Below are 20,709 nucleotides of genomic sequence, written 5' to 3' on the forward strand. Positions count from 1 at the left end.
TCTTTAAATGTTCGTTATTACGCCCGTTCAATCCTATTTGCTTGGCTATCAAACTCATAAATGATCGGCTGTGCGTTAGGAATATCGATCGTATCCATGGCATCTTTTGGCACGTCTTCCAAGTATTTGACTAACGCCCGCAAGCTGTTCCCATGACCAGTAATGAGAATATTCTTATGATCTTTAAGTAACGGAACCACCTGGTCTTGCCAAAATGGGACTACTCGCGCCACCACCATCCCCAGATTTTCTCCCTTAGGTATCAAGCGAGGGTCTAAAGAATCATAGCGTCGGTCTAAATCATTTTCCTCCACATATAAAGGCGGTTCATCATATCCACGTCGCCATTTTTGAACCTGTTCTTTTCCATACTTTGCCACCATCTCATCTTTATTGACCCCTACTAATTGGCCATAATGACGTTCATTTAGGCGCCATGTTTTTTTCACAGGGACCCAAAGCTGATCGCTGGCTTCCAGAACGGCATCGCAAGTGATGATCGTTCGCTGCAGCACAGATGCAAAGGCAAAATCAAAGGAAATCCCCAATGCTTTGATCTGTTCCCCCGCAGCCCAAGCTTGCTGCCGGCCTTTCTCGGTCAGCGAAACATCCAGCCATCCTGTCCAATAATTTTCGAAATTTGCTTCACTTTCTCCGTGTCGAATCAATACGACCTTCATCCTACCGCCTCCTCTTCACTTTTATTATCGCAAGAAATCAAAAAAATGTCTTATGTTTCGTTTTTTTTGGCTTCTTCTGAGACCATTTTCCATTTGTTCATTCAGTGTGGTCACATTTCTTTATTATCGGTTATTTTCAAAGTGAAAGATCGAATATATATGTTTAGAAAAAAGACGCTGTGCCTTCTTCACATTGCTCTTGGTTGGATTGCAAATAATTTGAATAAATGGTTTTACGCTCTACAACAATTTTTGACTTTTTTTCTCTGACTTATTGACTTCAACTGATGTTATGCTATGATAGTTTCTATCACTTATATGTATTTTTATACATTTATTAGTTATTATTTGCATTTTTAATAGATGCGCAGAAAAAGTTAAAGGGGCGTTTACATGAAAAGGTTTAGTAAAGGTACTGTTTTATTAGGGATCATCACAGCGTTGCTGCCGTTTTTCTTTGTCGGACAAGCACATGCAGAAGAAACCGATCCGATCTATGAAAAAGTCAAAGAAAATGGAGTATTGGTCGTGGGTTTATCTGCCGATTATGCACCATATGAATTCCGTGCCAATGTTGACGGAAAAAATGAAATCGTGGGGATCGATATCTCGATTGCCCAAAAAATTGCAGATGACTTAGGGGTCGACCTGAAGATTGAGGAGCTTGGGTTCGACGCGCTGTTAGGGGCTTTAAAAACGGGCAAAATCGATGTCGTCATCTCTGGGATGGCTGCTACGGATGAGCGCCGTAAAGAAGTCAATTTCACTGACACCTATATGGAAGTCCAACAAACTGTTCTGGTTCGAGCAGAAGACGCGGATCGTTTCCAATCGACGGCTGATTTTGATGGTGTAGCTGTCGGTGCACAACGACAAACCACACAAGAAGAGCTGGCCAATACAGAATTGACTGGCTCCACCGTCACCTCTTTGCAAAGGGTGCCTGATTTGATCACCAATCTAAAATCACGCAAGATCGATGCGATCGTGATGGAAGGTCCCGTCGCCGAAGCTTATGTGACGGCGAATGATACCTTGGCATTAGCCGAAAATGTCACGTTTGAAAACGGCGTGAAGGAAACCGCCATCGCCATCTCGAAAGAAGCGCCAGTTTTATTGGAAAAACTCAATTCCTCTATCGAAACTATCATTAGTAATGATCTTCTAAGCCAATACAAAGAAGATGCCTATCGTTTGATGTTTACTGAAGATGGCACGATCGATGAAGAGCAAAGCTTTTGGGAAAAATATCTGCCTTTTTACATCACTGGAACTGGCTATACGATCTTCCTAGCCTTGGTTGGGGTATTATTCGGCTCTATCGGTGGCAGCTTGTTAGCCTTTATGAAGCTTTCTAAATCAAAAGCATTGAAAGTCATTGCCGCTGTCTATATTGAATATGTTCGGGGAACACCTTTGTTAGTACAAATATTTATTGTATACTTTGGAACAGGCGTGTTAGGCTTAGAGCTTTCGAAATTAGCTGCTGGCTGTATTGCCTTAGCACTAAACAGTGCCGCCTATGTGGCAGAAATCATCCGTGCTGGGATCAATGCCGTCAATAAAGGACAGCTGGAAGCCGCTCGTTCATTAGGCATGAATCAGATCCAAGCGATGCGCTTCATCATTTTCCCGCAAGCCATCAAAAACATCTTGCCTGCTCTAGGAAATGAATTTGTCACGGTCATCAAAGAGTCTTCGGTCGTATCGGTGATCGGTGTGTCTGAACTGATTTTCCAAACAGGCGTCGTTCAAGGGGCCAGCTTCAAACCGTTTTTACCATACGTTATCGTATCATTGATCTACTTTGTATTGACCTTCGCCCTCTCACGTCTATTGGGTGTTGCTGAAAGGAGAATGAAAACTAGTGATTAAAGTCGAAAAATTAGTGAAAACATTTGGCGAGAATACCGTCTTAAAAGAAATCGATCTTGAAGTGACACCTGGTGAAGTCGTTGTGATCATCGGACCCTCAGGAAGTGGGAAAAGTACTTTCTTACGCTGCTTGAATCTTCTTGAACAGCCGACTGGTGGGAAAATCACCTTCGAAGGCAATGATTTATTGGCAAAAGGGGTGAAAATCGATCAGATTCGTCAAAAAATGGGAATGGTCTTTCAAAGCTTCAATTTATTCCCTCATAAAACGGTGTTAGAAAATCTGACTATCAGCCCGATCAAAGTCAAACAGCAAGAGCAAGCTGCTGCCGAAGAGACAGCGAAAGGATTGCTGGAGCAAGTTGGCTTAGCTGAAAAAGCGGATAGTTACCCCTCTAGCCTTTCTGGCGGGCAGCAGCAACGGGTGGCTATTGCTAGAGCATTGGCAATGGATCCTGATGTAATGCTCTTTGACGAACCAACCTCAGCATTGGACCCAGAAATGGTTGGAGAAGTGTTGACAGTCATGCAAGCTTTAGCAGAAAAAGGCATGACGATGGTCGTCGTTACCCACGAAATGGGCTTCGCAAAAGAAGTTGCCGATCGTGTCATCTTTATGGCTGACGGTATCATTCAAGAACAAGGAACACCAGAACAAATCTTTGAGCATCCGCAAAATGCGCGGACACAGGACTTTTTAAGCAAAGTTTTATAGAAATTGGAGATGACAAAATGAACCGTCCGTTGATTGCAGAACGTTTTTTACAACCAGAAGAAAACCTTTTAATGGATATCGCCACTCTTGCAAAGAAAACCCCAAATCTGATTGATTTGTCGATTGGTGATCCTGATTTGATTACAGATGCGACAATCATTGAAGCAGCTTTTGCTGACGTCAAAGCAGGTCATACAAAATACACCGCTTCAGACGGCAGTGCTGATTTTATCCAAACTGTCGTTGATTTTTACCAAAAGCAATACCAGCTTACTTTTTCTCCTAGTCAAGTACGAGGAACTGTCGGTGCATTGCATGGCATGTACTTAGCTTTGGCTGCCATCATTGATCCTGGTGATGAAGTGATTATTCACGAACCATACTTTTCGCCTTACAAACAACAAGTCGAACTAGTCTGTGGTGTGCCAGTCTTTATTCCGACCTTTGAAAAAGATGGCTTTCAAATCGACGTCGAGGTCTTAAAAGCCGCTATCACTGAGAAAACTCGGGCGATCATCATCAATTCACCAAACAATCCTACTGGTGCTGTTTTTTCTCCAGAAACTTTTGAAAAAATCGCAGCAGTTGCCATTGACCATGACTTGCTGATCCTCTCGGATGAAGTCTATGAAGCCTTTTGCTTTGATGATACCTTTGTACCGATGGCAGCCTTCGCACCTGAGAACACCATCACATTCAGCAGTTTCTCAAAAGCCTTTGCCATGACAGGCTGGCGGATCGGTTACATGATCGCACCTGAATCGATCAATCTTACGGCAAAACTGATCAATGAGGCGATCGCCTATTCGGCACCAACTCCTTCACAACGGGCAGGTATTTATGCATTGAATCACTATGATACCCTCGTGCCGCAAGTGGTTGCTGTCTTTAAGGAACGACTGACTTACATTGAACAACGGGTTGCTGAGATTCCCTTCCTTTCCTTATCCCCAGTCAAAGGAAGCATGTATGCCTTCATCAACATTGAACAAACGGGGTTGGACTCTGTCAGCTTTGTCGAGAAATTATTAAAGGAAACCAGTGTGCTGATGATCCCTGGGAAAGCCTTTGGAGAAACAACCGGCGATGGCTATGTTCGCTTAGCTGCCACCCAATCGTTGGACTTGTTGAAAGAAGCTTTCGACCGCATTGCCGCGTGCTCATTTGACTAAAGAAAATCCTACTCACTTCTAGTGTGTGGGATTTTTTTTGGTGGCAGCCGTTTTTCAAAAGTATCATGTTCTATATAAAAAAGGGACAGAAGAATCCGATTGGATTCTTCCGTCCCCTGACTATCTGCTCGTTTTTACTTTTTTGCTTCTTCCAGCAGTTTTGCCATCGCTTCTTTTTGATAAGCTTCTGTCAATTCAGCGATTTTTGCTTTTTGGGCTGCCTCATCCATAGTTGGATCAGCCATTAATGCAGCTTGCATTTTTTCTTGGACATACGCTTGTCCTTGTGTTTTCATGGTGTCCGCTTGTTCTTTCGCTAAAGAAGCCAGTTTTTTTGCTTGATCCACACTCAAGACTTCCCATGAATCTGGCAATGAGAACGTATTGGTACGGCAGACATATTGGCCATCGTTATCAGCGATCCCGAACAAGAAGCGTGATAGGTCACTTTTATAAACCCAGCGCGTCATTTTTGTTTCTAATTGAGCTGAATCAGCCCCTGTTTCCACAACATTGGTCACTTTATCAGTACCGGTTTGTTTTGGTTCCTCTTGATCAGCATCCGTTTTATATAGGTAGATTTTTTCCGTACCATCTCCTAATGGCTGATACAATAGCAAATCAAAATTCTCGTTATCGGCACTAGAAACCAGTGGGGTTGTTTTAGCAGTCGTTTCTTTTTCCATTCCAAAATGATAGGTCAAATTGGCCATCAATGCGACGACACTTGCCACGAAGACTAGACCTAAGACCAATGATAAACCTGTTTGCAGCTTGTTTTTGGCAAAGACATTCAGTACTGCAAACCCTAACACGCTAAGAACGATCAAAAGCAAGATCATTTGTCCGCACCTCCTTCAAGAACCGTCAATCGTGGTTCTTTTTTCTTTAAGGAGAAGGCGATCAAGAATCCTAAGAAGCTAAAGACCGCTGCCACATAAAAGGCGGCATGGTAGCCAGATAAAGTCGCTTCGATTGCTTTTTCTTTGTATGCCAAAGGCGTTGCATCCAGCAAAGAATCACTTGGCAAGTTGCCCTTGGTGACGTTTGTCAAGACACTGATCAAGATAGCCGTACCAATTGAGCTGGCTACTTGACGGAACGTATTGTTTACCGCGGTACCGTGACTGATCAAATGACCAGGTAAGGCATTCATTCCTGAAGTCGTTACTGGCATCATCACCATTGAGATCCCGAACATCCGAATCCCATAAAGAATGATGATATGCAAAATCGGTGTATCTTTTGTTAAGAAAGCAAATGGTAAGGTTGCGGCAGTCAAGATAAACATCCCGGTGATAGCTAAACGTTTTGCACCATACTTATCAAAGATCGCACCAGTGATCGGCATCATGATCCCCATGATCAAAGCACCTGGTAATAACATCAATCCTGAATGAAACGCTGATTCACCACGAATGTTTTGGATATACAATGGGAGAACCATTTCAGCACCGATCATCGCCATATTCGTGACCCCTGAAAGGATCGACGCCAAGGTAAAGGTCGTTGATTTGAACACGCGCAACTCTAAGAACGGATGCTCAATGTGCAATTGACGCCATGCAAAGAAAGCAATGAAAAAGACACCGGCTGCTAGAAAACCGATTACTTCCATACTGCCCCACCCTTTGTCGCCGACGCTTGAAAAGCCATAAAGCAATGTACCAAAACCAAGGGTTGATAAAATCGCTGAGAACAGATCGATTTTCGGATGCGACAATTCAATCACACTCTTCATTAGAAAGAGCGCTAAGACTAAGACTAAAACGACGATCGGAATGACCATTCCGAACAAATAGCGCCAGTCATAATGATCAATGATCCAACCAGATAACGTTGGGCCTAAGGCTGGTGCTAACCCAATAACGATTCCTGACATGCCCATGGCTGAACCGCGTTTTTCTGGTGGGAAGATCGACAACATGATATTTTGCAAAAGCGGCATCGAGATCCCTACACCGGCAGCTTGCACTAAGCGGCCAATCAATAATGTAGAAAAGTTCGGTGCAGCAAAACAAGCGATCGTTCCAGCAAGGAAGATGCTCATTGCCGTTAAGTAAAGACTTCTCGAGCTGAACTTGTTGATCAGCCATGCGGTGATCGGGATCATGATCCCATTGACCAGCAAGAAACCAGTGGTCAGCCATTGAACATCAGATGCTGAGATGTCAAAGGCATCCATCAAAGTTGGAAAAGCCGTTGTTAACAATGTTTGGTTCAAAACAGTACAAAACGTACCGATCAGCAAAACCATGACCAGTAAAGAACGGTTGTAAGGTTTGCCGTAGATATCTAAAGGACGACTCGTTGACATATTTCACACTCTTTTCAGTATATTTTTCATAAAACCTTCTTTACTTTAAATCTTTCCCTAACATTTGTCAACCTACTTGACATAAAAGTAAAACAAGTTACAATATTAACAAATACCTTTACAAGAATGGAGTCCGTATGTCTCATCTTTTTCGAAAACTCGTTGATAATGAAAACTTGTTGGTCGGCATCAGCGAACTTAGCCAAATGTGTGATATCTCCCCTCGCCAATTGCGTTATTGGGAACAAAAAGGATTTATTCAATCGGTCCCACAAGAAGAAAATGCCCCACGAAAATACCGACTGCCTACGGTCGTCAAAGTGGAAATGATCAAAACGTTTTTAGATGAAGGCTTTACGTTGGCCAAGGCTGTTGAAAAAGCGGACAAAAAAATCAAGACCGCCCATCATATTCGCAAAGTGTTTTCTGGGGTTCTACAAAATTTAGAAGTCATCAATGAACGCTTTACGATCATCAGTCTGGGACCAGTAGATGACGAAGGAAAAATCCTCCATATCATTCACGATGAAGAAACAGAACGATTGCAATACGAAGTGCTGCCTGCTAATCAAACGATCGATTTTGAAAAGTTCAAGCAATGCACGTCAAAACAAGCAGAATAAAAAATCTGCCTAGCCTATTCGTTACGTGCAGCAAGTATCCTTGACAGTGATGCTTGCTGCACGTTTTTTGAATGTCTTGCCTTTTATTCAAAGAGGTGTTGATTCATTTACAAGCAAAAAACCTCATGATATAGTCGAAGGGAGAAACGAACCTTTAGTAGAATGGGAAGTGTCATATAAATGGAAAAAGAAGTCTTTACCCAACAAATCAAGGGCGGGTTGATTGTTTCTTGTCAAGCATTGCCTGGAGAACCCTTATATACCGAAAACGGCGGTGTCATGCCCCTATTGGCAAAAGCAGCTCAAGAAGCTGGAGCTGTTGGCATCCGTGCCAATTCCGTTCGCGATATTCGCGAAATCCAAGCCGCTGTTGATCTGCCGATCATCGGAATTATCAAAAAAGACTATCCACCTGAAGAACCATTTATCACAGCGACCATCAAAGAGGTGCACGAATTAGCAGCTTTACAGATTGCGGTGATCGCTTTGGACTGCACCTTGCGCAAACGTCACGATGGCTTGACGGTCAATGCCTTTATCAAACAAATCAAAACTCTTTATCCCAATCAACTACTCATGGCAGATATCGCCACCTATGAGGAAGGCATCAATGCCTTTGAAGCGGGTGTCGATTTTGTAGGTACAACTTTGTCCGGCTATACGGCGAATAGTCCCACCATTGACGAACCAGATTATCAATTGATCCAGCAATTGGTTGCGGCAAAGGTTCCAGTGATAGCCGAAGGCAAGATCCACACCCCGAAACAAGCAAAGAAAATCCAAGATATGGGTGTGACGGGTATCGTGGTTGGTGGTGCCATCACCCGACCCAAAGAGATCGCCAGCCGATTCGTGCAAGAGCTGCGCAACTGAGTCGTTCATTTCCTAAAATAAGTCTTTCACTTCGCCTTGTGACAGAAGGCGCATTCTTTGTTGTCTTTTTGAGAAACGTTTATACTTAAAAGAGAACGAATAACAACAGAGAAAGCGAGTGAAGAAAATGACAAAAATCAATGCTGGTACAGCAATGATCAAGGTTTTTGAAGCTTGGGGCATCGACCATATCTATGGAATCCCCGGTGGCTCTTTCAACTCAACGATGGATGCTTTGTACCATGAACGGCAATCGGTCAAGTATATTCAAGTACGTCATGAAGAAGCAGGTGCGCTGGCAGCAGCGGCTGATGCCAAGCTAACGGGAAAAGTCGGTGCGGTTTTTGGTTCTGCTGGTCCGGGTGCCACCCACTTGATCAATGGCTTATATGATGCTCAAATGGATAACGTGCCCGTCGTCGCCTTGTTAGGACAAGTAGCTTCAAGCTCGATGAACTACAATGATTTTCAAGAAATGAATGAAAATCCGATGTTCGCTGATGTCAGTATCTACAATCGCACGGTCATGTCCCCTGAAAGTTTGCCCCACGTGGTGGACGAAGCCATTAAAGCAGCCTACAAATTTAAAGGAGTCGCTGTGGTAACGATCCCGGTCGATTACGGGTTTGCAGAAATCGACGAACAGGAGATTGCAACCGCAAAAAATCATAAGACAGGTGTTCTCCAGCCTGATGAAGAGGGTTTACAGGCTGCCCTTCCTTATTTTGAACAAGCAAAAAAACCCGTCCTTTATATCGGACAAGGTCTCTTTGGTCATTTTGATGCCATCGATGCTTTTTCTAAGCATTTCTCGATGCCTATCGCAGCTTCTGTCTTAGCCAAAGGCATCGTGCCTGATCTTTATGAAAACTTTCTTGGATTTGCTGGACGGGTTGCGACAAAACCTGCCAATGAAGCTTTGGCAGAAGCCGATCTCATCGTTTTTGTCGGCAGTGACTTCCCTTTTGGCCGCCGCTTTTTCAATCCTGGTGCCAACTTTGTCCAAGTTGATATCGACGCCTCGAAATTTGGTCGTCGTCATCAGACGGATGTCTCTGTTTTAGGAGATGGTGCGACCGCTCTTAGAAAATGGACAGAGATGGCAGCCCCTCGTCCTGCAGATGCTTGGTTAAAAGCCAATCAAGAAAACTGTCGCAATTGGCATGAATGGCGCCATCATTTTTACCATGATTCGCAAGTTCCTTTGCGTCCTGAACCTGTCTATCGAGAAATCAACCGGATTGCAGCTCCTGATGCCCTGTTTGTCACGGATGTCGGTAATGTGACGATCCACAGTATCCGTCATTTAGAAATGACGGGTGAACAGCGTTTTACAACGTCTGGCTGGTTTGCGACAATGGGTAATGGTGTACCTGGTGGGATCGCAGCTCAATTGAGCTATCCGAATCGCCAAGTATTTACCTTTAGTGGGGATGGCGGTTTTGCGATGCAAATGCAAGACATCATCACCCAAGTGAAATATGATTTGCCAATCATCAACGTGGTCTTTTCCAATGACTCATTCGGCTTCATCGAAGCGGAGCAAGAAGATACCGAGCAAACCAAGTTCGGTGTCCAATTAGCCGGTGCTGATTTTGGTAAAGTTGGGGAAGCATTGGGTGCGAAAGGCTTCACGGTAACGAAGGAAGAAGAATTAGCATCCGTCTTTACACAAGCTAAAGAAAGCCACGGACCTGTGGTGATCGATGTCAAGATCGCTAACGAACGACCTCTTCCTGTCGAAGAACTGAAACTTGATCCGAACCGCTTCAGCGCTGAAGAAATCGCAGCTTTTAAAGCAAAATACCAAGTCCATGATCTGCCAGCTTTGAGTGAGTTGTACGTGGATTCTCAAGAGTAAATAAAAAAGAGAGAAAGACAGAAATCCTGTCCTTCTCTCTTTTTTTTCATCAACCATTTCATGTTTCTAATGCATCGCCTTACTTATTATAAATTTTCGGGCCTTTACGCATGTTTTTTCGATCGTTTTTTGGGGATTCCATTTTTTTTGAACGGCCGCCGCCTTGTTTTTTCTTGATTAGTTCTAACATTTTTTCTTTTTGATCCATCGATTCCACCTCTATTTCTTAGCAATACTGTCGGTTGAAAAGAAGTGTTCCTGACTTCTTTTATGTTTGCGAACAACTACCTTCGATCTATGGTAATAGAAAATAAAAGCTGCCTCTTACGATTCAAATCATCAGCAGCTGATTTTGCCTTTTTCTAGTACCCTGATTTAATCTACTTGGATTTTCCTGGTTTGTCAATGGTTGGTGAAAAAAAGCTGACTTTTGATTGGCTCTTTCAAGAAAAATAAACCTCCCTTCGTTGTACCATTTGTTCAAATTTACTATTTTATTTAAGTTTTTTTATTATTTATTGGTATAATTATAACAGAACACCTATTCCGTTCTTTTCCTTCCCTCGTTCTTCTTCCGATTGTTTCTTAGCTTTCATTGTTCTTACAAATCACTCTATTTGAAAGACTAACTATATAGAGTCAAGTGAAAATTAGCTAAATCAAAAAAATATTTTATAACAGTTAAGTCCAAAAAATGAGTACAACAAATAGACCTTTCACTATTAGATTTTTTTGATTGTTCAATAGCTAATCGGAAACAATCTTATAAGGTTCATTTTTAGTTAAAATAGCATGAATCACATAACAAAGCTTACGAGAAACAGCACCTAAGGCCGTCAGATGATGCTTTCCCTCAGAAATTTTTTTCTGATAAAACGCGCGAAAAACAGGATCACATTGAGAAGCAACTAGAGCAGCTGAAAACAAGGCTTTTCGTAAGTATGGAGATCCACGCTTGCTCATAACATTATGTGTTGCTTCGTATTGCCCAGATTGGGACACAGACGCGTCTATGCCAGCATAAGCAACCAGTTTTTTCGGATTAGAAAATTTGCGAATGTCTCCAATTTCACCAAGAATTGTCGCGCCATTTATAGGGCCGATTCCAGGGATTGTGAGAATAACAGAGTCTAAATTACTCATTATGCGCTTAATTTCTTTTTCAGTTTCTTTTACTTGGCTTTCGATGAATTTCAATTGTTCAATCATGGAGCGTAATTGAAATGTAAAAGCTTCTTGAGCAAATTTCACTCCAAAGGAGTTAGAAGCTGCTTGCTTCAATTGATCTGCTTTCTCTGGCTTTATTCGGTTCCTGCTTAACTCAGCTAAGTATTGAGCCAACGTTTCTGCCGAAATTTCTTCTAGCTCTATAGGAGAACTAAACTCAAGCAATAACTCTTTAGACGCTTTTCCGAAAATACCTTGTTTAGAAAAAATTGATGCATATTCAGGAAACACTTGATCTAGTACAGCTATGATTTTTCGTTTGAAGTCGCTTGCGGTACCTACTAAATAGGTTCGGTAACGTGAAAGTTGTTTTAACGAAAAAACATTTTCATCAGACAATACTGTTTCTACAAAGGAACCATAACGCATCAAGTCAGCAATCAAAACAGAATCAATAATATCATTTTTTCGTTTTCTGATTTCTGTTCCTTTGCGCCAGCCATCGGTTTGAAGAGGATTCACAACGTGAATCAAAAAGTCTGATTCGTGGAGGTATGAAAAGATGGAGAGCCAATAATGACCCGTAGCTTCCATTCCGACAATAAAGTCAGCGGGAGTCTCTGAATATTTTGAAAGCCGCTCAATCAGGGAATCAGCTCCTTCAGTAGTGTTAGGGAAAGAAAAACCTTTTAGGATCACTTTACCTTCTTCACTCATTAAAGAAGCCACGTGAGTTCGCTTGCCGATATCAATTCCTAAGAAGTACATACATTTGACCTTTCTAAAAAAATATTTTGGATTGAAACCCGCTCAACTGAAAAGCGTCACTACCTTGTACGAGATACGGAGTAAAGCAAAAACTTTCAACATCTAACTCATACATAATCCACTTATCAGAGAGAGGTGCCAGTCTTTCGATTACGAGCTTCAAAACTCAAGGAGGCAACGGCATAGCCTCTCAATCCAATAAATATATTATCTCAAAATGAATGAGTTAATACCAAATTAAAATAACGGTGGTTCATAGGGTTATCCAATCAAAACCGGAAGGTTAAAACCCTAACTCTAATATACAAGGAGGTGGATACGTGCTGCACACTTACGCACCTGATCAGATTTATTTGTATGTATTGATTGGCTGTGCCATTTTAGCCTTTTTGCTGCTTCTGTTTGGCGATATCTTCGATTTTGATGGTCCAATTGATCCGATGTTGATCATCCCCTGGTTTGCCTTTACGAGTCTTTTCGGTTACTTAGGGGAAACTATTTTCCCAGGTTATTCGATGGTGCTTTTCATTGGTAGCGGTTGTCTTTCTACAGGGCTCGTTTTTCTCTTGAATTTTTACGTGCTGATTCCCATGAGGAATGCTGAAGCGACGCTTTCGAGTTCCGAGAAAGACTTTGAAGGTCGAATCGCAACGGTGCTGACGCCGATTCCTTGTGAAGGAATGGGTGAAATTCAACTCACAAGTGTCACTGGTTCAAGTAATCGTCCAGCCTCGGCTTTTCAACCAATCGATGAACCATTAGCAGCAGGATCAAAAGTGTTGATTATTGAAGTCAAAGAGCGTATTTGCTACGTCGTTCCCTATACAGAAAAATTTTTGGACAACTAAAATAAATCACTAAAGAGGTGCATCTATGGATATTTTCTTATCACCAATTGTCTTTCCGATCGCAATCGTGGCGTTCATTTTACTGATGCTTTTGATCATCTTTGTCACGAAATATCAAACAGCCAAGCCCGATGAAGCGTTGATTATCAGCGGAAGTTACCTTGGCAACAAAAATGTTCATGCGGATGAGAGCAATAACAAAATCAAAATCGTGCGTGGTGGCGGAGCCTTTGTTTTGCCAGTGTTCCAACGATCAAACCGAATCAGCTTACTTTCCAGCAAGCTGGATGTTTCAACACCAGAAGTGTATACGGAACAAGGAGTTCCCGTTATGTGTGATGGAACTTCCATTATCAAGATCGGCTCATCCGTAGAAGAAATCGCAACGGCAGCGGAACAGTTTCTAGGAAAAACCCGTGAAGAATTAGAAAATGAGGCACGAGAAGTCTTGGAAGGTCACCTGCGTTCGATCCTTGGTTCGATGACCGTCGAAGAAATCTATCAAAATCGCGACAAATTCAGCCAAAGCGTGCAAGAAGTGGCCTCTGTCGATCTAGCGAAAATGGGCTTGATCATTGTCTCCTTTACGATCAAAGAAGTACGAGACAAAAATGGCTATTTAGATTCTCTTGGAAAACCTCGAATCGCTCAAGTCAAACGGGATGCTGAAATTGCGGAAGCTGAAGCGCTGAAAGAAACCCGCATCAAAAAAGCCCAATCGGAACAAGAATCGCAAACAGCGGAATCAAAACGCATGACCGAAATCGCTGAAGCATTAAAGGAAAAAGAATTGAAGTTGGCGCTTTATAAGAAAGAACAAGACATCGCCAAAGCCGATGCCGATCAAGCCTATCATCTGCAAAGTGCCATCATGAAACAAAAAGTTCGAGAACAAGAGATTGAAGTTGAAGTCGTTGAACGACAAAAACAAATCGTATTGGAAGAAAAAGAAATCTTGCGTCGTGAACGCCAATTTGATTCTGAGATCAAGAAAAAAGCCGATGCCGATCGTTATGCGCTTGAACAAGAAGCATTAGCGAAAAAAGCGTCTGCGTTAGCAACCACTGAAGCTGAGCAGTTTCGAACAGAGTCGTTGGCAAAAGCTGAAGCCGATAAGATTCGTCTGATTGGTTTGGCAGAAGCCGAGACGACCTTGGCGAAAGGAACGGCGGAAGCTGAAACGAAGGAAAAAATCGCCGAAGCCTTCAAGAAATATGATGAAGCAGCGATCCTTAGCATGATCGTTGAGATCATGCCGCAATTAGTCAAAGAGGCTGCCGCCCCATTAGGCAATATCGATAAAATTTCGGTCGTTGATACAGGATCAGGTAAAGGCGGCGGTGCCAATCGTGTCACCAATTACGCCACCAATCTCTTATCGACCACACAAGAAACTTTGAAAGAAACCCTCGGTCTGGATGTGAAATCGTTGATCGAAAACTTCGCCGGTTCCAATACGAGCGAGCCGCCTCAAGAATAAGAAAACTGCTGTTCGTCTTCATCGCTTCAAAAGCGACAAGGCGAACAGCAGTTTTTTTCTTACTCATTGCTATTGTGCTTACTCAGTGACCTCTTTGACATAGTTTGCAGGTACACCAGCCACGATCGTGCGTTCAGCGACATCTTTGGTCACCACTGCCCCAGCAGCAATGATCGCATGGTCACCGATGGTCACACCGGCAACGATCGTTGCATTTGAGCCAATCCAGACATTCTTCCCAATCGTAATGGGGGCTGGATAAAGCGTGCTACGATCTTCAGGGTGAAGGCCATGATTCAAGGTAGCTAGAACAACGTTGTGCCCTATTAGGGTACCATCACCGATCGTGATCCCTCCTTGGTCTTGAAAATGACAACCGGCGTTAAGAAACACCCCTTTGCCAATTTGGATGTTTTTGCCATAATCTGTATAAAAAGGCGGAAAAAGCGAAAATGTCGGTTCAACTGCTTTCCCAGTCAATTGGGCAAAAAGTTCTTGTAATTCATGAGGTTCATGATAAACCGTATTGATTTTCATGGTCAGTTTTCTCGCTTCAGCACTCAAAGCCACCATTTGTTTTGAAGCTTGCGAACCGGCAAGTAAGGGTTCACCACTTGCCATAAGTTTGTTTAATTGATCGATCGTCATTTGTTTTTCTCCTAATCATTCGTTACTCACAAGTATTTTTTAGCGAAAAGACAACCTCCACGTCCTCTTCCCCCAACGCTTCCCTTAATCCTGCTGGATCTTCAGTAACGCCGATACGACTATAGCCACCATAAGAATTGGTAAAGGTCTGATAAAACAGCACCCACGTATGACTATTCCAGCTCATGATTTCTCCTTCGTGAATGATCTCCGGCCGTTCTGTAGTCATTTCTGGCAAATTCTCAGAAAAACGATAATATTTCTCGTTATTGTTCAAGTCACTCATTGGCAACGTGAAGGGCATTTGATTCATTAGGTATTCAGACGCCTCATTTTCATAAAACTTCGCTATAAAATCCTGTTGACCAACCGTAATGACCACAGCTGTTGCTGATTCAATCGTCGGTTGATCATGATCCTGACTTGCCTCAGAGGAAGTTTCGCTGGCAGACAGCGCATGCCTCTCCTCTGTTCCACTTGTCCCACAGGCACTTAGTAGGAGCAGCAAGACAGCAGGGATGAGTTTTATCAGCATGGCTTCGCTCCTTTCTGCTGATGATTCGATGTAGCGGCGGGCAACAGAATGCTTATTTTCTAAAACACGACTGCTCGGCAGAGGATATGGGACTGAACAGTCGTGCAGCTGGTTGTTGCTGTTTAATTCAAATGCTCTTGGAAGAATTCGGTCATTTGGTCAAAAGGAATCACCTCTGTTTGGTCGTATAGATCAACATGCGAAGCATTAGGAATAATTGTCAGCTCTTTGTTATCACCTTGCAATTGCTCAAAAGCGTCTTGACTGAAGTAAAGTGAGTGGGCTTCTTCTCCATGAAGCAATAAAACGGCGCTTTGGATCTCATCAATGTAAGACAAAAGTGGCATATTTAAGAATGACAGCGAAGACGTGACATTCCAACCATCATTAGAGTTCAAGGAACGTTCGTGGTAGCCTCGTTCTGTTTTGTAATAATCAAAGTAATCCTGCATAAAGACCGGCGCATCTTCTGGCAGTGTATCTGGTACCCCACCTGCTCGTTCGTAGCTGCCATTGGCAAAATCAACTGTACGTTGGGCGTTCAGCTGCTGGCGCAATTCATGGCGTCCTTCAGCCCCCATTTCATCAAAATACCCTTGAGCATTGACTCGCGACATGTCATACATGGTGGCAGAAACAGTCGCTTTCACACGGGTATCGATGGCTGCGGCATTCAAAGCTAGACCACCCCAGCCACAAATCCCGAACAAACCGATTCTTTCTTCATCTACGTTTTCTTGGACAGATAGAAAATCGACCGCTGCTTGAAAATCTTCTGTATTAATGTCTGGTGAAGCCACATAGCGTGGTTCGCCACCGCTTTCACCTGTATAGGACGGATCAAAAGCGATCGTAACAAAACCACGCTCTGCCATCGTTTGCGCATATAGACCAGATGTCTGCTCTTTGACTGCTCCAAAAGGTCCGCTAACAGCGATTGCTGGAAGTGGTCCTTGCGCATCAATTGGTTCATAAAGATCCGCAACTAAAGTGATCCCGTAACGATTCTGGAAAGTCACTTTTCGGTGATTCACCGTGTCACTTTCTGGGAAAACTTTATCCCATTCATCTGTCAATGAAACATTTTCTGTCATCGTTTCTCCTCCTGAGCTGGCTTGCGACTCTTCATTCGTCTCCTCATTATTGCTGCTACAAGCACCTAAAACCAGCGGTGCCAGCACAACTAAAGACACAAGGGCCTTCTTTTGCCAGTTTTTCATTTCATTCGCCTTCTTTCTCGGTCAACTATCCTGTACCTTAGGGCGATTCTCCAATTTTTCTCAAATGATCAAGGTCTGGATGATCGTTTTTTCTTGATCGCTTGAGCTATTTTAGATAAACCTATTGTACTTGCAGCATCTTTCTATGTAAAATACTAATATCAAATACCCAACTATTCATATATAGCATAGAAAAAGGAGTATAGACCTATGGAATTAAAAAGTTTAACCACCTTTCTAACAGTTGCAGAAAAAGAAACGATTTCAGCTGCCGCAAAACATCTGCATCTCTCGCAACCATCCCTGTCACGACAGTTAATGGAGTTAGAAAAAGAATTAGGTGTCACGCTGTTCACCAGAGGCAATCGCAAAATTACGCTGACGGAAGATGGCCTCTTGTTTCGTAAGCGGGCGGAAGAAATTGTAGAATTGTTAGAAAAGACCCGTTCTGAATTTTTGTCACCTCGAGATACGATTACCGGTAACGTGTCGATCGGTGCTGGAGAAACCTACGTGATCCAGCTGTTGGGAAAAATCATCAAGGAGATTCAAGTTGAGTACCCTAACGTCAAATTTCATTTATTTAGCGGCAATGCTGACGAGGTCAAAGAACGGTTGGACAAAGGATTGTTGGATTTTGGCGTCGTGATCAGCCCCGTCGACGTCAAAAAATACCATTCCTTGCGCTTACCTGCCAGAGACACCTGGGGCGTCTTGATGCGAAAAGACAGTCCCCTTGCTAGTAACGAAGTCATCACACCAAAGGATCTCTGGGAGGTTCCCTTGATTACTTCACGACAAAGTCTGGTCAGCAGTGAGCTTTCTAAATGGTTGAAAAAAGACATGAACAAATTGACTGTCGTTGCCACGTATAATCTCGTGTACAATGCGTCAAAGTTGGTTGAAGAAGGCGTCGGCTATGCATTGACCCTCGACAAATTAATCAACTTCACCCCTGACAGTCCTTTATGCTTTAGAAAATTGAGTCCCACTCTTGAATCAGATCTTGCAGTCATTTGGAAGAACACCCAAGTTTTTTCAAAAGCCTCTGGACTTTTCTTGGAGCGGATGAAGGAACGCTTTATAGAGGAATGATTTCAAATAAAAAAAGATTTATCTCAAAACAATTATGAGATAAATCTTTCTTTACGTTTTTTTCTGATTCTTTTTGAATGTGAACTCTTTAGACACCGCCATCCTCCAAGCTTAGCAAATTTCCTTCTGGATCGCGGAAATAGGCAATATGAAAAGCTTGGTACCCTTCCCCCAAAACGGTTTTACTCACTTCAAACACTACACCAGCATTGTTCATTCTCGTATAATCTTCTTCAAAATCCGTGGTGTGAAACGTTGCCGAAAGCGTATCAGATGAAATCCGATTATCCGAAATCGGATAGCCCTCCATTTGATCGATCACGGCATCCACTTGGAACATACCAAAAAAAGGCGCCTCCTCTTTCTTCGATGCAAAGCTTGTATAAGGACCTGACTCATCGCCATAAGTTGGTACCAAACCAACTTTTTCCGTATAAAAATGATAACACTTCTGATAGTCTCCTTTGACTTGAACGCAAGCTGTGATTCGTTGAATAGTCATTTGTCTTTTCTCCTTTTCCAATGTGTCTTCCATCAATTCAAAAGTAATTAAAGCAGATTTTACCCATAATAGCATATTTAGCGAGTAAAATTTATTTCATTGTGAATTTTATCCGATAATCTAATCAAAATTAGCGTTGGTTTTCCCAAGAGTTACTTATATTAAAACCCAATCAGAGGAAAGGCGATAAACTTAGAGTCTTCTGATTGACTTTTACTTTTCTTAACCTAAAAAATGGGTAAACTATAACAAAGATTCCTTTTTGATAGATGTAATAAAATCAGACTATCCAAGTTAAATAAATCATACTCTTACTTTATTTACTTTTTTTGAACACGATCAATTCGGTGATATCTTCAAAGAGTGATGGATTAGCGACATCAAAAATCACAGAAAAAAACTTCATTTTCGTGTCATTAGTTGGCGCCTTAAGAATGGTTTCCTTTGTCTCTTCACTGACTGGTAAAGACAATAACTGTGTTCGGACTTTCTCGCTAAAGTGAAAGGAGACTTTGAAGAAGTCCTCCCACATCGAGAGCCAAAAAATGGGTTCACTTTATTCGTTCCACGAGTCGTTGTCCATTTGTATTCGCCTTTTGACAACCACGCTTTTCCATCTTGGTAATAGCGCCAATCCATAAGAGAGATGCCCTCGTTTTCAAGGGTTTCGATAAAACGTTGATAAATGACATATCCTTCACCCAGAGATTCTGCAATCAGCTGCTCTGTTGGTTTCACGTTTTTGTCTCGAAACAATTGCTTTTTGCCTTCCATCCTTCCACTCAACTCCTTTGCGCTTCGTTTTTTAAGGTTTTCGCTACGTTACAATTTGATTTTGTTGATATCATCTGTGATGACCCAATCATCCATATTTTTTTCACGATTGTACTGAAATGGTGTTATTTCTTCTAATTCAGCGATTTCATAGACCGCTAGATACTTTTTCCCTGCCCAACGATCGACTTGTTTTTTCGATAAATTCAACTCTTTTTCATAGCGTTTTACAAAATCTATGGATTCTTCTTTCGTCATCTTTTCAGATTCAATCACGTTGGCAATGATGCCCCGATGAGTGATGGTCAAATCGCCGCCGGTCTCCACAAAATACACAAGATCGTTGATTTTGGCTCTTCCTCCTAAAGGTGATTTTCTGCCGGCTGGCCCCCGAATGATCATTGTTTTGTCACCGTGAATCAGTTTCTCAAGCTCTTTGGCTTCCTTATTTAAATAGACCAAATGTTCTGCCCGACCGGCTTTTCCTTGATACCATTCTGCTGGTTTTGTCATAAGAAGTTCCTCTTTTCATATGAATTGTTTTTTGAGCTGTTCATTCCATAGTGGCTAGTTATTGGAACGTTTTTTCAATGGTGTATAGGTGAGAGGTGCAACTGTTTAGATTGATGAATGAATAAAACTTTTGTGCAAAGGCATTAGGCGTGCCGCATCGGACAAATGTTTCCGCATCTTCTTTCGTTTCGAACTTGGTGATGTCCGCCCAAGTTTCTCCATCTACTAATAATTCAAAAGAAAGGTATCCTCTTTGTTTGGAAATGTATTCTCGGTTTAATTGTTCAACGACACGAACAAATTCCGCTGTTGAAACGCCTTTTTTTAATTTGTACGAATTATGAAAAGCAACCTGTGCCATCGGGGCTTCCTCCTTTTAGATTCCATCAAGTAATAGAGCGTTTTAAAAAAAACTAACAGTTCTCCATTCAACCGTTCAAATGACTTTTTTAACATCCGTTGTATTTCTACCCTGTCCTTTCTTAACAGTTGCAACAAAAAGTCCGTTCAGCAGGAGAGCATTTGGTACTAAAGCGAGCATTCAAGAACTTCCCCCAATAGTTTGTCGTGGGGAACGATCAAACATTTCTCCATTGCTTTCCAGTAACTTTCATACAACTTTTTTTGAGCTTTGCCATAATTTTCTTCGCTATCAAACTCCCAATAGTGAGCATATTTCACACATTTTATGACTCTCGTCAATGGATCTGGCAGGCGACCTTCCTTGATGGTCCTCATTTCTTTGATGTAATGGGTTCGTTTCATTAATCGAAAGAACAAAGCCCCCTCCATGGCCTTCATTGCCTCTGTTGCTTCCTGCATGACTGCTTCAAAGGTCTCAACACTACTGGGTTTCACTTGATAGATACTGATTTCTGAAAACACCCCGACCGCTCCTTTCACTTGTGATCTTCTTCTCAATTATAGTATACCAAGTTTACTTCGTTGATAGTTTGGTCATTTTATTCATTTCTCATTTATCTTCCGTTTATTATTGATTTAGCCTCCTACCTGCGGGATCAAATTGCTAAATTATAATTTCA

Annotated in this window: 22 protein-coding genes and 1 pseudogene; 9 read left to right on the forward strand and 14 right to left on the reverse strand. The window is 42.3% G+C overall.

The genetic code is table 11. The annotated features are described in order from the left end of the window. Window positions 1–17: 17 nt before the first annotated feature. The gene (locus IGK14_RS09270) at window positions 18–680 is read right to left on the reverse strand and encodes a 2,3-bisphosphoglycerate-dependent phosphoglycerate mutase (RefSeq protein ID WP_010749635.1); all 663 of its coding nucleotides are present in this window, start codon (window positions 678–680) and stop codon (window positions 18–20) included. Window positions 681–1,073: 393 nt separating this feature from the next. Between IGK14_RS09270 and IGK14_RS09275 the strand changes: the two genes are divergently transcribed. The 3 genes from IGK14_RS09275 to IGK14_RS09285 are packed head-to-tail and all read left to right on the forward strand — an operon-like array spanning window position 1,074 to window position 4,442. Beyond that, entirely contained in the window at window positions 1,074–2,555 is a 1,482-nt protein-coding gene (locus tag IGK14_RS09275) for an ABC transporter substrate-binding protein/permease (RefSeq protein WP_010749634.1), read from the forward strand. Next, window positions 2,548–3,270: an amino acid ABC transporter ATP-binding protein gene (locus tag IGK14_RS09280; protein WP_005230134.1), complete on the forward strand. Its 723-nt coding sequence runs from the start codon at window positions 2,548–2,550 to the stop codon at window positions 3,268–3,270. The genes IGK14_RS09275 and IGK14_RS09280 overlap by 8 nt, the downstream gene beginning before the upstream one ends. Before the next feature lie 17 nt (window positions 3,271–3,287). Further along, on the forward strand, window positions 3,288–4,442 hold the full coding sequence (locus tag IGK14_RS09285) for a pyridoxal phosphate-dependent aminotransferase (protein ID WP_010749633.1): 1,155 nt from the start codon (window positions 3,288–3,290) through the stop codon (window positions 4,440–4,442). 134 nt (window positions 4,443–4,576) lie between these two features. Here the strand turns inward: IGK14_RS09285 and IGK14_RS09290 are convergent, their stop codons facing one another. Both IGK14_RS09290 and IGK14_RS09295 read right to left on the reverse strand, forming a co-directional pair. Continuing rightward, window positions 4,577–5,284 carry a DUF4811 domain-containing protein gene (locus IGK14_RS09290; RefSeq protein ID WP_010749632.1) on the reverse strand — a complete coding sequence of 236 codons (708 nt, stop codon included), beginning with the start codon at window positions 5,282–5,284 and terminating at the stop codon, window positions 4,577–4,579. Further along, window positions 5,281–6,759 carry an MDR family MFS transporter gene (locus IGK14_RS09295; protein ID WP_010749631.1) on the reverse strand — a complete coding sequence of 493 codons (1,479 nt, stop codon included), beginning with the start codon at window positions 6,757–6,759 and terminating at the stop codon, window positions 5,281–5,283. The genes IGK14_RS09290 and IGK14_RS09295 overlap by 4 nt, the downstream gene beginning before the upstream one ends. Before the next feature lie 137 nt (window positions 6,760–6,896). Here IGK14_RS09295 and IGK14_RS09300 point away from each other — a divergent pair, with 137 nt between their 5' ends. The 3 genes from IGK14_RS09300 (at window position 6,897) to spxB (ending at window position 10,116) form a co-directional block, all read left to right on the forward strand. After that, window positions 6,897–7,382 (forward strand): MerR family transcriptional regulator, encoded by a 486-nt coding sequence (locus IGK14_RS09300; protein WP_005230125.1) that lies wholly within the window; start codon window positions 6,897–6,899, stop codon window positions 7,380–7,382. A gap of 180 nt (window positions 7,383–7,562) precedes the next feature. After that, window positions 7,563–8,255: an N-acetylmannosamine-6-phosphate 2-epimerase gene (locus tag IGK14_RS09305; RefSeq protein WP_010749630.1), complete on the forward strand. Its 693-nt coding sequence runs from the start codon at window positions 7,563–7,565 to the stop codon at window positions 8,253–8,255. A gap of 127 nt (window positions 8,256–8,382) precedes the next feature. Continuing rightward, on the forward strand, window positions 8,383–10,116 hold the full coding sequence (spxB, locus tag IGK14_RS09310) for a pyruvate oxidase (protein ID WP_010749629.1): 1,734 nt from the start codon (window positions 8,383–8,385) through the stop codon (window positions 10,114–10,116). 79 nt (window positions 10,117–10,195) lie between these two features. On the opposite strand, the gene IGK14_RS09315 is transcribed toward spxB, so the two are convergent. Then, window positions 10,196–10,324: a hypothetical protein gene (locus IGK14_RS09315; RefSeq protein ID WP_005236316.1), complete on the reverse strand. Its 129-nt coding sequence runs from the start codon at window positions 10,322–10,324 to the stop codon at window positions 10,196–10,198. A 539-nt stretch (window positions 10,325–10,863) separates the two neighbouring features. Next, entirely contained in the window at window positions 10,864–12,051 is a 1,188-nt protein-coding gene (locus IGK14_RS09320; RefSeq protein ID WP_010748508.1) for an IS110 family transposase, read from the reverse strand. Between the two features lie 302 nt (window positions 12,052–12,353). Here IGK14_RS09320 and IGK14_RS09325 point away from each other — a divergent pair, with 302 nt between their 5' ends. Together IGK14_RS09325 and IGK14_RS09330 are read left to right on the forward strand one after the other, a co-directional pair. Continuing rightward, the gene (locus IGK14_RS09325) at window positions 12,354–12,899 is read left to right on the forward strand and encodes an NfeD family protein (protein WP_051095388.1); all 546 of its coding nucleotides are present in this window, start codon (window positions 12,354–12,356) and stop codon (window positions 12,897–12,899) included. Between the two features lie 25 nt (window positions 12,900–12,924). Continuing rightward, on the forward strand, window positions 12,925–14,379 hold the full coding sequence (locus IGK14_RS09330; protein WP_010749625.1) for a flotillin family protein: 1,455 nt from the start codon (window positions 12,925–12,927) through the stop codon (window positions 14,377–14,379). A 78-nt stretch (window positions 14,380–14,457) separates the two neighbouring features. Here IGK14_RS09330 and IGK14_RS09335 read toward each other — a convergent pair whose 3' ends face one another. From IGK14_RS09335 to IGK14_RS09345, 3 genes are all read right to left on the reverse strand, one after another. Further along, entirely contained in the window at window positions 14,458–15,027 is a 570-nt protein-coding gene (locus IGK14_RS09335) for a sugar O-acetyltransferase (protein ID WP_010749624.1), read from the reverse strand. A gap of 22 nt (window positions 15,028–15,049) precedes the next feature. Next, window positions 15,050–15,562, reverse strand: a complete 513-nt coding sequence (locus IGK14_RS09340; RefSeq protein WP_010749623.1) for a cyclophilin-like fold protein — start codon at window positions 15,560–15,562, stop codon at window positions 15,050–15,052. 122 nt (window positions 15,563–15,684) lie between these two features. Further along, complete coding sequence (locus IGK14_RS09345; RefSeq protein WP_376717223.1) at window positions 15,685–16,782, reverse strand: alpha/beta hydrolase; 1,098 nt, start codon at window positions 16,780–16,782, stop codon at window positions 15,685–15,687. 210 nt (window positions 16,783–16,992) lie between these two features. Here IGK14_RS09345 and IGK14_RS09350 point away from each other — a divergent pair, with 210 nt between their 5' ends. Continuing rightward, window positions 16,993–17,877: a LysR family transcriptional regulator gene (locus tag IGK14_RS09350; protein ID WP_010749621.1), complete on the forward strand. Its 885-nt coding sequence runs from the start codon at window positions 16,993–16,995 to the stop codon at window positions 17,875–17,877. 88 nt (window positions 17,878–17,965) lie between these two features. On the opposite strand, the gene IGK14_RS09355 is transcribed toward IGK14_RS09350, so the two are convergent. From IGK14_RS09355 to IGK14_RS09380, 6 genes and pseudogenes are all read right to left on the reverse strand, one after another. Further along, entirely contained in the window at window positions 17,966–18,379 is a 414-nt protein-coding gene (locus IGK14_RS09355; RefSeq protein WP_010749620.1) for a VOC family protein, read from the reverse strand. 316 nt (window positions 18,380–18,695) lie between these two features. Continuing rightward, window positions 18,696–18,911, reverse strand: a complete 216-nt coding sequence (locus IGK14_RS09360) for a DUF3788 domain-containing protein (RefSeq protein WP_256998704.1) — start codon at window positions 18,909–18,911, stop codon at window positions 18,696–18,698. A gap of 110 nt (window positions 18,912–19,021) precedes the next feature. Beyond that, a pseudogene (locus IGK14_RS09365) lies at window positions 19,022–19,153 on the reverse strand (hypothetical protein); the annotation flags it as partial. A gap of 48 nt (window positions 19,154–19,201) precedes the next feature. Further along, window positions 19,202–19,666, reverse strand: a complete 465-nt coding sequence (locus IGK14_RS09370; protein WP_010749618.1) for a hypothetical protein — start codon at window positions 19,664–19,666, stop codon at window positions 19,202–19,204. Between the two features lie 58 nt (window positions 19,667–19,724). Next, entirely contained in the window at window positions 19,725–20,027 is a 303-nt protein-coding gene (locus IGK14_RS09375) for an antibiotic biosynthesis monooxygenase family protein (protein ID WP_010749617.1), read from the reverse strand. A gap of 167 nt (window positions 20,028–20,194) precedes the next feature. Continuing rightward, window positions 20,195–20,569: a hypothetical protein gene (locus IGK14_RS09380; RefSeq protein ID WP_005230091.1), complete on the reverse strand. Its 375-nt coding sequence runs from the start codon at window positions 20,567–20,569 to the stop codon at window positions 20,195–20,197. Between the last annotated feature and the right edge of the window lie 140 nt (window positions 20,570–20,709).

Origin of the sequence: Enterococcus sp. DIV0970a (genome assembly GCF_051711265.1) — a bacterium.
In the GTDB taxonomy this organism is placed as follows: Bacteria; Bacillota; Bacilli; order Lactobacillales; family Enterococcaceae; genus Enterococcus_D; species Enterococcus_D casseliflavus.

Coding starts and splice junctions, on each gene's coding strand:
- IGK14_RS09270 (WP_010749635.1), bottom strand. CDS start 680: ATGAAGGTCGTATTGATTCGACACGGAGAAAGTGAAGCAAATTTCGAA.
- IGK14_RS09360 (WP_256998704.1), bottom strand. CDS start 18,911: ATGTGGGAGGACTTCTTCAAAGTCTCCTTTCACTTTAGCGAGAAAGTC.
- IGK14_RS09275 (WP_010749634.1), top strand. CDS start 1,074: ATGAAAAGGTTTAGTAAAGGTACTGTTTTATTAGGGATCATCACAGCG.
- IGK14_RS09300 (WP_005230125.1), top strand. CDS start 6,897: ATGTCTCATCTTTTTCGAAAACTCGTTGATAATGAAAACTTGTTGGTC.
- IGK14_RS09305 (WP_010749630.1), top strand. CDS start 7,563: ATGGAAAAAGAAGTCTTTACCCAACAAATCAAGGGCGGGTTGATTGTT.
- IGK14_RS09330 (WP_010749625.1), top strand. CDS start 12,925: ATGGATATTTTCTTATCACCAATTGTCTTTCCGATCGCAATCGTGGCG.
- IGK14_RS09285 (WP_010749633.1), top strand. CDS start 3,288: ATGAACCGTCCGTTGATTGCAGAACGTTTTTTACAACCAGAAGAAAAC.
- IGK14_RS09320 (WP_010748508.1), bottom strand. CDS start 12,051: ATGTACTTCTTAGGAATTGATATCGGCAAGCGAACTCACGTGGCTTCT.
- spxB (WP_010749629.1), top strand. CDS start 8,383: ATGACAAAAATCAATGCTGGTACAGCAATGATCAAGGTTTTTGAAGCT.
- IGK14_RS09345 (WP_376717223.1), bottom strand. CDS start 16,782: ATGAAAAACTGGCAAAAGAAGGCCCTTGTGTCTTTAGTTGTGCTGGCA.
- IGK14_RS09340 (WP_010749623.1), bottom strand. CDS start 15,562: ATGCTGATAAAACTCATCCCTGCTGTCTTGCTGCTCCTACTAAGTGCC.
- IGK14_RS09375 (WP_010749617.1), bottom strand. CDS start 20,027: ATGGCACAGGTTGCTTTTCATAATTCGTACAAATTAAAAAAAGGCGTT.
- IGK14_RS09290 (WP_010749632.1), bottom strand. CDS start 5,284: ATGATCTTGCTTTTGATCGTTCTTAGCGTGTTAGGGTTTGCAGTACTG.
- IGK14_RS09350 (WP_010749621.1), top strand. CDS start 16,993: ATGGAATTAAAAAGTTTAACCACCTTTCTAACAGTTGCAGAAAAAGAA.
- IGK14_RS09315 (WP_005236316.1), bottom strand. CDS start 10,324: ATGGATCAAAAAGAAAAAATGTTAGAACTAATCAAGAAAAAACAAGGC.
- IGK14_RS09335 (WP_010749624.1), bottom strand. CDS start 15,027: ATGACGATCGATCAATTAAACAAACTTATGGCAAGTGGTGAACCCTTA.
- IGK14_RS09355 (WP_010749620.1), bottom strand. CDS start 18,379: ATGACTATTCAACGAATCACAGCTTGCGTTCAAGTCAAAGGAGACTAT.
- IGK14_RS09370 (WP_010749618.1), bottom strand. CDS start 19,666: ATGACAAAACCAGCAGAATGGTATCAAGGAAAAGCCGGTCGGGCAGAA.
- IGK14_RS09295 (WP_010749631.1), bottom strand. CDS start 6,759: ATGTCAACGAGTCGTCCTTTAGATATCTACGGCAAACCTTACAACCGT.